9 protein-coding genes are annotated in these 9,106 nt (G+C 26.3%); 3 read left to right on the top strand and 6 right to left on the bottom strand.

The annotated features are described in order from the left end of the window. Positions 1–58: 58 nt before the first annotated feature. The 6 genes from ELQ16_RS09545 to ELQ16_RS09520 form a co-directional block, all read right to left on the bottom strand. Complete coding sequence (locus ELQ16_RS09545) at positions 59–964, bottom strand: type VI secretion system baseplate subunit TssG (protein WP_134239399.1); 906 nt, start codon at positions 962–964, stop codon at positions 59–61. Beyond that, positions 961–2,682 carry a type VI secretion system baseplate subunit TssF gene (tssF, locus tag ELQ16_RS09540; protein ID WP_134239397.1) on the bottom strand — a complete coding sequence of 574 codons (1,722 nt, stop codon included), beginning with the start codon at positions 2,680–2,682 and terminating at the stop codon, positions 961–963. Before tssF ends, ELQ16_RS09545 begins: the two co-directional genes overlap by 4 nt. Continuing rightward, positions 2,679–3,071, bottom strand: a complete 393-nt coding sequence (locus ELQ16_RS09535; protein WP_134239395.1) for a GPW/gp25 family protein — start codon at positions 3,069–3,071, stop codon at positions 2,679–2,681. The genes tssF and ELQ16_RS09535 overlap by 4 nt, the downstream gene beginning before the upstream one ends. After that, positions 3,071–4,522 carry a type VI secretion system contractile sheath large subunit gene (gene tssC, locus ELQ16_RS09530; protein WP_134239393.1) on the bottom strand — a complete coding sequence of 484 codons (1,452 nt, stop codon included), beginning with the start codon at positions 4,520–4,522 and terminating at the stop codon, positions 3,071–3,073. Before tssC ends, ELQ16_RS09535 begins: the two co-directional genes overlap by 1 nt. Positions 4,523–4,531: 9 nt before the next feature. Continuing rightward, positions 4,532–5,011, bottom strand: coding sequence for a type VI secretion system contractile sheath small subunit (gene tssB, locus ELQ16_RS09525; protein WP_134239391.1), 480 nt, complete (start codon positions 5,009–5,011; stop codon positions 4,532–4,534). A gap of 84 nt (positions 5,012–5,095) precedes the next feature. Continuing rightward, a complete protein-coding gene (locus ELQ16_RS09520) occupies positions 5,096–6,331 on the bottom strand; it encodes a type VI secretion system domain-containing protein (RefSeq protein ID WP_134239389.1) in 1,236 nt (411 codons plus the stop codon). A gap of 93 nt (positions 6,332–6,424) precedes the next feature. Here ELQ16_RS09520 and tssJ point away from each other — a divergent pair, with 93 nt between their 5' ends. The 3 genes from tssJ to icmH are packed head-to-tail and all read left to right on the top strand — an operon-like array spanning position 6,425 to position 9,056. Beyond that, positions 6,425–6,874: a type VI secretion system lipoprotein TssJ gene (gene tssJ, locus ELQ16_RS09515; RefSeq protein WP_134239387.1), complete on the top strand. Its 450-nt coding sequence runs from the start codon at positions 6,425–6,427 to the stop codon at positions 6,872–6,874. An 8-nt stretch (positions 6,875–6,882) separates the two neighbouring features. After that, positions 6,883–8,277 carry a type VI secretion system baseplate subunit TssK gene (gene tssK / locus ELQ16_RS09510; protein ID WP_134239385.1) on the top strand — a complete coding sequence of 465 codons (1,395 nt, stop codon included), beginning with the start codon at positions 6,883–6,885 and terminating at the stop codon, positions 8,275–8,277. After that, positions 8,277–9,056, top strand: a complete 780-nt coding sequence (icmH, locus tag ELQ16_RS09505; protein WP_134239383.1) for a type IVB secretion system protein IcmH/DotU — start codon at positions 8,277–8,279, stop codon at positions 9,054–9,056. The genes tssK and icmH overlap by 1 nt, the downstream gene beginning before the upstream one ends. Positions 9,057–9,106 lie beyond the last annotated feature (50 nt).

Here is a 9,106-nt window from a genome sequence, read left to right as displayed (position 1 = left end):
TAATATTAATTGCTTTACCTTTAAGGTAAAGCAATTAAACCAAACCATAGATAAAAATTTATTCATATAATTTAATATGCATAATTGCATAATTTTTTTTTGTCTTTCCTAAAATTTTAGCCCATCCAAGTTTAGCAGTACTTTCATCTCCTAATATAAAATTCATTCTTTTTGAATAATTAATTTTTAAATACAAATCAACACAAAACTCATTATTGGTTAAAAATATAATACTATCTTTTAAGTCTTGATATTTACTGCCATGAGGTAAATATTCTATAGCATCTTGGTATTCAATATCTTTTATAAAAATAGCAATTTTATTTTGATGAGATAAAAATGTATCGCCTAAAATAAAGTTTTTTCCTAAAATATGATTTTTTATGCCTAGATTATTTTTTTGGGATTTTGCAATTAAAATTTGGTGGGGTAAATTTTCTATAATACTTAATTTATTTTTTAAATTAAAATTACTTTGCAAAACTCTTTCAATGTATGTCTTTGGACGTCTCAAACTTAAAAGCAAAGGAGCAAATGGTAAATATTTTATTGCGATAGATTGCTCTTTAATACCTAAGATATTAAATAAAATTTTTGAAATAACATCACTAAAATCTTTATTAAAAGATCTAGGATAACTTTTTAAACCTATGCTTTCAAAAAAAATCCAAAGCAAATAATGATTGAAAAAATCAAAAAATAAACTCCATCCTTCATTGCCATCTTCATTTCTAGAGAGTTTATCCAACATATAAGAAGGAAGTTGCGATGAAACTCCATGTAAACCCATAAAATTAGTTATCAATTCAATAGGTATTTTATCTTTTGAAAAATGAAGTTTTTCTATTTCTTTATGAGGATGTTTTAAACTTTTATTGGTTCTTAAAAAAATATCTTTCTTATCATATTGCTTTAATAGAGTGTTAAGTAATTTGTAAAAACTATAAGAATCAAAATCTTTCATATTAGATCTTTTTTTCCAAAAATCGCAGGGTAATGTAAAATTTCTTTAGAATCAACACATTTTATTGTAAGCTCACAAAACGAATTAATACTGGCAAAAGATGATAAAAATTTTGATAAAATAAGTCCCAATCTATATACTTCTCCTAAGGAATAAAAACAAGAGTCTTTTAATTCAAATATTGCACTTGTTCCTTTTTTAGTAATATGCTCATCAATCAGATAAACACTTTTGCTATTGATATTAACAATAGCTTCTTTTAAAAGCCTATAGCTTTCTTCATTTTCTTTATCTTCTAAAAAACTATAGCTCTCTAATACTCCAAAAAAAGCGTTTTTATTTAACATGGTTTGATAAGAAAAAGAAAGCATGGACACAAATTTCCATAGCAAATTTCCATCAATATTACATTCTCTTGTTTTGCTTGGAACTTGTATATTTTTAGTTAAAACATCCTTTAAATCACAAATATTAATATCAGCTATTTGTAGTCTTGAAGGCAAGTTTTTATTTGAACATAAAGTTTCTATACTTATAGTTTCATCTATAAAATTAGAAGAAAAAAAAGAAATTTCTTTAAACGCTTCTCCTTTAGAATTCTTTTTAGTGTTTAAAGCATAAAAGTCACTTTTGTGTTCTTTTAAAAATTCAAAACGCTCAAAACTTTTGTAATTTTTTAGTACTCTTCTTCCTCCATTGCTATTGTGTGCCTTAACCTGAAGTATTTGGATAATTTCATAAGCATTAGGCTGTGTTCTATCTATAAAAATTCTATAGCCGTTTCTTTTATTGTCATTAATAAAAGGTTCAGCACTTTTTTTAAAAATATTAATAATGGGTGTCATGCTTAGTGAAAACAATTCTTTTCTGAATAAACAATTTTTAGGAAAAGGCTTGGAAAATTTAAATTCTATATTGATTTCTCTTCCTTGGCATTCTCTTAAAATATCCAACCCTTTTATTTTAAAAAAATTAAATTTTTGCGGTAAGAAGAAATATTCTCTTAATAATGAAAAACTTTCAAACCCTAAGTCATTATAAAATAAAGCACTCTCTTCATTTTCAAGTCCTATTTTTTCTATATCATAAATACCAAGTTTAAACTCTTCATTGGTATCTAAACATTGAATTTTAAGCTCTTTTAAATAAGAATGCACATATAAAAGTAAAGTTGTGGAACTATAAATTTCATTACCTAGATATAAAACCATTTTATCCAAGTTTAAATCGCATATTCTAGTATCTGTTTTATCGATTTGCATTTTTAAATTCAAAGTATAATCTTGGTTTTTACTTCCTAAAAAAACCTCTTTAATAGATAAAGGATATAAATAAACATCATAAATTGTTTGAAATTCGCAAATACATTTATCTATAGCTTTGGATTTAACTATAGTGCCTTTGGGAATGATTAATTTGTTTTCCTTGTTTTTCTTATCAAAGTTAAATTCTTGCATACAAAGCGAGGGTAAAGAATTTGTATAATTTGGAGCTATAATATTAATTAAAGATTCTGCTATATGAGGAATATTTTCATCAAGTTCTTGATGAATTTTTGAAGTTAAAATAGCTAGATTTTCAATGATTCTCTCAACATCAGGATCTTTGCTATTATAAGCTAAAAAAGGTGCGAGTTTTGGAAAATATTTTATAAAATATTCTCTTGTTTCATGCAAATAATTAAGTTCTCTTTGATAGTAAAAAACATTATTTTTCATACAACCTCACAATACCTATTATTTTTAAAAATGATTTCTATATTAAATTCCTTAAAATTGTCATCACAAAAGGTGCATTTTAAAAAGAAAGAAAGCTGACAGGGACTCAAGCTATTATCATAAGTAATGGAAATTATTCTTATTCTTTGTTCATATAAAACAATGAGTTTTTGTATTTCTTTTGCCATAGAAACACATAATTCATTAGAATTAAGGTTGCTATCAATTAAATTTGGCATACCTAAATCTTTTATGGTATAACAATCATCAAGTTTAGCATTGAGCAAAACTTTTATACTATTTTTAATATCCTCATAATCGTTTTGATAAAAAGGAACATGCGTGTTTTGCTCGTCTAATTCGTGTATGAGTTTATCGAGTAAAGACATTATTCTTTATCTAATTTTCCTACTAAAGAAAGCTCAAAATTACCACCCATATATTTAAAATGAGGTCTTACACTAAGTCCTATTTTATACCATCCTACTTCGCCAGCTATATCATCTACTTTGACTTTTACCCCTCTAAATGGCCTTCTACTTCTTACTTCAGCAGGAGGATTTTCTTGATCTGAAACATATTGTCTTACCCAAGAATTTAATCCTTCTTCAATATCATTTCTTTCTTTCCAACTACCAATTTCTTCTCTTTGAAGAACTTTTAAATAATGAGCCAGTCTTGAAATTAAAAATATATAAGGAAGTTGAGTACCTAAACGATAATTCATTTCAGCTTCTTTGCCTTCTGGGGTATTGGCAAATGTTTTTGGTTTTAAAACACTATTGGCAGAAAAGAAAGCCGCATTATTAGTATCTCTACGCAAAGTTAAGGTAATAAAACCTTCTTCTGAAAGTTCATATTCTCTCCTGTCGCTAATTAAAACTTCTGTTGGGATTTTTGATTGCATAGTTCCATAACTTTCATAAAGATAAGTAGGTAAATCTTTAACCGCCCCACCGCTTTTTGGTCCTATAATATTTCCACACCATCTATATTTTGCAAAACTTTCTGTTAATCTTGTGGCAAAAGCATAAGCTGAATTGCCCCATAATAAATGATTATGAGAGGCATGAACATTTTCTTTATAATTAAAACTTTTAATAGGATTTTCTTCCACATCATAAGGACTTCTTGTTAAAAATCTCGTAACCATCACTCCTGTATATTTAGAATCTTCATTTTCTCTAAAAGTTCTCCATCTTGTATATTGAGGACCCTCTAATAAAGATTTTAAATCTTGGATATTGGCAAGTTCAGAATAATCTTCAAGTCCAAAAAATTTTGGTCCAAAAGAGGTTAAGAAAGGAGAGTGACTCATGGCTGCAATACTTGACATCTTATTTAAAAAAGTCATATCAGGGCTTGCTGAACTAAGCTGATAATCTCCAATAATAGCACCTACTGGCTCGCCACCAAATTGTCCGTATTCTGAAGAATAAATGTTTTTATAAATAACACTTTGTGTAATATCAGGATTATTTTCAAAATCTTCTAAAGCCTCTTCCTTTGTAATATCAAACAGATTGATTTTTATATTTTCATTAAAATCAGTCCTTTCAACCAAAAATCTAAGACCGCGCCAAGTGGATTCAAGCTTTTGAAATTCTTCATTGTGTAAAATTTCATCCATTTGTTTTGATAATAAATCATCAATATGTGCAATCATTTCATCGAGTGCAAATTTATTGATTTTATCCTCAACATTATCACTTTTAACAATTTCTGAAATAAATTCTGCAACGCCTCTTTTTGCTATGCTATAACTTTCATCATTTTTGGCATATTTGCTTTTTTCCATAATGCTTTCAATGATTGGAGTTTGGGTTGTTTTATTTGTCATTTTTATTTCCTATTCTTCTTCTTTTTTGATTTCTATAAGTAACTTTTCTTTTGTTTTTTCATCTTTTAATGCTTCTAAAACAGCTTTTCTAAAATCAGGTATATTTCCCAAAGGACCCTTTAGAGCCATCAAAGCTTCTCTTAATTGCATTAGCTTTCTTAACTCAGGAATTTGGTAAACTAAATAATCAGGTGAAAAATCTTTCATGCTGGAAATATGAAGATTAACATCAAGTTCTTCCGCTGGCGTTCCTAAAGTATTTTTAACACTAAAACTTGTATTTATATCTAATTTTTGCATTACTTGATCAAAATTATTTTTATTGATTTGCAAAATTTCTCTTTCTTCTAAAGGAGTTTCGTTTTTTCCTTTTAAATTTGCCATTACCATTAATTTTAACGGCAATTCTATTTCAGCATTTTGCCCATTAGTTTTAGCTTTATATGTTATATTGATGCGTTCTTTTGGTGCGCGAGAGCCATCTGACATTCTTATTCCTTTATTTTCAAGATTAAAAAGTATTTATATTCATTTTATTATAGTTAAACTAAACTAAATTTTATATAAGAGGTGTCATTTAACTTTTTCTTTTGCATTTTCATATTCTTCTAGCAAATAATCTTTTAACAAGGTTTTTTCCATTAATTCCACTAAATATAAATAAAAAATTTTGGCATTTTTTTTCATACCTTTATTTTCAAAGACTTTTGCTATTTCAAGCAAGGAGTGAATATTATTCATTAAAGAATTATTGATATTTGCATTATCAATATCTATCAAGATTTGCTCCAAATCCTTTTGTACTTTTTGTATTTGATTATCTTGCCAAATAGGTTTTTTTTCTTTGATGTTTAATCTTGTAAAATAATTGATAATTTCTTCTTTACAAAGCATTTGCCCTGTTTCAAAACAAAGCTTGTTAATACCTTCAAATTTGTTAATAAAATCATGAGTAAGACTTATGAGTATTTTTGATGCTGCTGTTTTTTTGTTTTTGTCTAAAAATTCACAAAAAAGCTTCATTCCTTCTAGCCAAAAGGGATTTAAAATAAGATTACTCATAAAATATTTTATATGTTCTTTTTTGTTTTCTTTTTCTTCTTGCAAAGCTAGAATTAAATTAAGATCAGGATATCTTAATCTTGTAATATTATTGCTGTTTTGAGGTAAATTTTTAATTTTTCCCCACATGGCTTGCGTAAAAATTGCATAGGCATTGAGATTATTTTCATCTTCATCTAAAAGTTCAAAAGCTAAGTTTTGATAAAAGGCTTTATATTCTCTTTCATTTAAAGAATGTGTGCTTTGATTTTGTGTTTTTAATTCTTGTTTTACTGGCTCTAAAATCACAGGAGTTTTATCACTGAGTTTAAGTTTTAAAAACTGACAATGTAAAATTTGTTCTAATTTAGCAAAAATTTCATTAAAATCTTTTGTAATATCAAAAGCTAAAGAAGGTTGTGTTTTGTTGTATTCATTTAAGAAATTATCAATAAGATTTTTAATTTTTTTCTTTTGAGTATGTAAAAAATCATTATCTTGATTAAGCAATTGCTCTAAATGTTTTAAAAGCAATAAAAGCTGATGGAAATATTTTTCTTTATTAGAATAAAAACAAGATAAGAGAAGATAATTGCAAATTTTTAAATTAAGCGAATGATTTTTTAATATTATTTCTGAATACTCATAAACTTTATCCCAATTAATATTTTCATGATTTAAGGTTTTGTATTTTGACATTTCATCTTCAAGCAAATGAAATTCTTCTAATTTAGCTAAATCATTTTTTAAATCACTACTAAAAAGCATTATTCTTTCCTTTAAAAAATATTATAATTGAATTTTAAAAATTATTATGTTAATTTTATAAAAAAATATTTTATACTCTATAAAGGATATTTTATGTTTAATGTAAAATTTTTTATTTTTATACTATTGTCATTATTCTTAAGTGCATGTTCTAGCAATGTAAGTGTTCAAATTAATAATTTAGAAAATTCCAATCTCAATAATAGATTTGATGATGTACCCATTACTGTAATTGTTTATCAATTAAAAGACATAAAGAAATTTGAAGAAGCAAGTGATTTAGATTTAGCAACCAGAGAAGATGGGGTTTTAGGTAAAGATAAAATAGATTCTATTAAATTACAAATTGCCCCAAAAGATAAAGTAATAGCTGTAAAAGTTAATGATGAAGAAGTTCCTTATATAGGGGTTTTAGCTCTTTTTGCAAATCATACAAAAAAAACCACAAAAATAGGAGTAAAAACAGAAGAGGCTAGTGGATTTGGTAGTAATAAAATTTTAAAATTTGAAATCAGCAAAGAAGGCATCAAGAAAAGTAAATAGGACTTAATATGGCAGATAAATTAAAAGTTGCTTGGTTTGATGGCTTAAATATAGGACAAACTCATTTTGAGCAGCAAGAAAGATTTTTAAATAGAAATATAGACTTAAAAACAATTCATATCTATAGCAATCTATATGGAATTATAGATTTGGAGTTCTCACAAGAAATGTTAATGCAAGGTAAAATCGCACTTTCGAAAATTTCAGGCATTGCACAAGATGGCAGTATTTTTAATGCACCTGAACAAGACTTGCTTCCTAAGCCGCTTGAGATTAACTACGAGTCCTTAATCAATTCAGTCATTGTTTTAAAAATTCCATTAGGACTTAGCACTATAGCTGATTTATCTTTACGCAACAGTCTTTCAAATTCTAAATATATTTGCCTTAGGAGCAATATTGCTCTAAGAAATTACGATGATTCTCAAACGGATATTTTACACCATCTTGAAAATGAAGATGAACTTGAAAATACAGCTTTTACCCAAGAAAAAAGAGCTTTGCTTTTGGCGAGTTTGAGATTAAAACTTGGTATTTTGGGTAATTCAACCCCCGATGAACTTGAACTACCTATTGCAAAAATTAAAAATATTGATGCTAACAAAAAAATTGAATTAGAAAATGATTTTATACCTACTTGTCTTAACATAAGTAAAATTCCCATCATCAGATCTTTTTTAGAGGAAAATATTCATGCAATCAAACAACATAAAAGTGTTTTAAATAATGTATTTAAAGGCATAGATCAAACCAAAAATACTTTAGATTTTAGTACATTTTTATCTTTAAATCTTTTAAAAAAATGGTACTTAATCTTCTCACATTTGGCAAATAAAGATAAAATCCACCCTGAAATTTTATATGAAAAATTCTTAGAATTTCAAGGAGAACTATCAGCTTTTAGTAATGATGAGACTTTTTTAGAATTTATTCCTTATAAACATGATAATTTAAACGAAACTTTTTTAAGTTTAATAAATAACTTAAGATTATTATTTTCAAAAATAACTAGCCCAAAATACACAATGGCTAAGATTATTAATAATCAGAATGGATTTTATGATTTTATATTTGATAATTCAGGAATTTTAGAAGATGCAGAAATTTATTTTGCGATTAAGGCTGAAGTCAGTACAGAGTATTTGCTAAGTCATTTTAAAACCCAAAGCAAAATTCACACTCAAAGCAAGATTAAAAATATAGTTGCAACCCAGCTTAAAGGAATTAATGTTGATCAAGTGCCTAATGTTCCATCTAGCATTCCTTATTTAAATGGTTATATTTATTACAAAATTGACAAAAAAGATGAATTATTTAAAGATTTTAAAGGAGAAAATGTTATAAGTTTTTATTTAACTAATAATATTAATAATCCTGATATTAAAATGTGGGCGGTATTTTAATGCAAGAAAACATAAGCAAAAATAAAGAAGAATTAAGTCTAATTCTTAACTCAAAACTAGAAGGACTTAAAAATAATAAAATAATAGATTATTCTTTAGAGCTTCTTTTGCTTTCTTATAGACTTTCAAAAATTACTTCTTTGGAGACACATTTTGTTGCAAATTTAAGAGAAACTCTGATTAATAGTATTTTAGCCATAAGTGCTAAGTTAAGTGCTTGTAAGGAATATGAAGAAAAAGACATTATAAAATTCAGATATTGTCTTTGTGTTTTTATAGATGAAAGCTTAATGAAAAATGAGAATTTTATTGATTTTTGGGCTAATAATACTTTAACCGTGAGATTATTTGATGAAACCTTAGGAGGAAATAATTTTTACGATATAGCGCTATCTTGGCTTAATAATCCTGCAAAAAACAAAGACTTTTTAGAATTCATATATACTTGTTTGATTTTAGGTTATAAAGGAAAATATAGCGATAATAAAGACTGTGAAGAAAGGATAATTCATCTTTGTAATAATATTGCTACTTCCTTAGCATCCTTATATACCTTAGAAGAACAATTAGCTTTTAATAAAGCTTACGAGATTAGTTTTAAAGAAAATGCTTGGCAAAAATTTATGAGGTTGTATTTTAATAAACTTATTATAATCTTGCCTTTGATTTTTATACTCACAATATTTTCCTATTCTATTTTTAATCTTGAAACCAATAACAAAAGAATAGAAAACAATGTAAGCAAGCTTGTGCAACAACTTAAGAGTGTGGATAAGTGATCTTATAAATTAAGATAAGCCATACACAAGAATAATTTAAGTGTGAATTT

It is taken from the genome of Campylobacter sp. US33a, from assembly GCF_004378855.1.
Taxonomy (GTDB): Bacteria; Campylobacterota; Campylobacteria; order Campylobacterales; family Campylobacteraceae; genus Campylobacter_D.
This window is presented reverse-complemented; position numbering and strand designations above follow the sequence as displayed.

Bases quoted from the DNA above. Each gene is read 5' to 3' on its own strand.
- ELQ16_RS09545 (WP_134239399.1), bottom strand. From the start codon at position 964: ATGAAAGATTTTGATTCTTATAGTTTTTACAAATTACTTAACACTCTA.
- tssF (WP_134239397.1), bottom strand. From the start codon at position 2,682: ATGAAAAATAATGTTTTTTACTATCAAAGAGAACTTAATTATTTGCAT.
- ELQ16_RS09535 (WP_134239395.1), bottom strand. From the start codon at position 3,071: ATGTCTTTACTCGATAAACTCATACACGAATTAGACGAGCAAAACACG.
- tssC (WP_134239393.1), bottom strand. From the start codon at position 4,522: ATGACAAATAAAACAACCCAAACTCCAATCATTGAAAGCATTATGGAA.
- tssB (WP_134239391.1), bottom strand. From the start codon at position 5,011: ATGTCAGATGGCTCTCGCGCACCAAAAGAACGCATCAATATAACATAT.
- ELQ16_RS09520 (WP_134239389.1), bottom strand. From the start codon at position 6,331: ATGCTTTTTAGTAGTGATTTAAAAAATGATTTAGCTAAATTAGAAGAA.
- tssJ (WP_134239387.1), top strand. From the start codon at position 6,425: ATGTTTAATGTAAAATTTTTTATTTTTATACTATTGTCATTATTCTTA.
- tssK (WP_134239385.1), top strand. From the start codon at position 6,883: ATGGCAGATAAATTAAAAGTTGCTTGGTTTGATGGCTTAAATATAGGA.
- icmH (WP_134239383.1), top strand. From the start codon at position 8,277: ATGCAAGAAAACATAAGCAAAAATAAAGAAGAATTAAGTCTAATTCTT.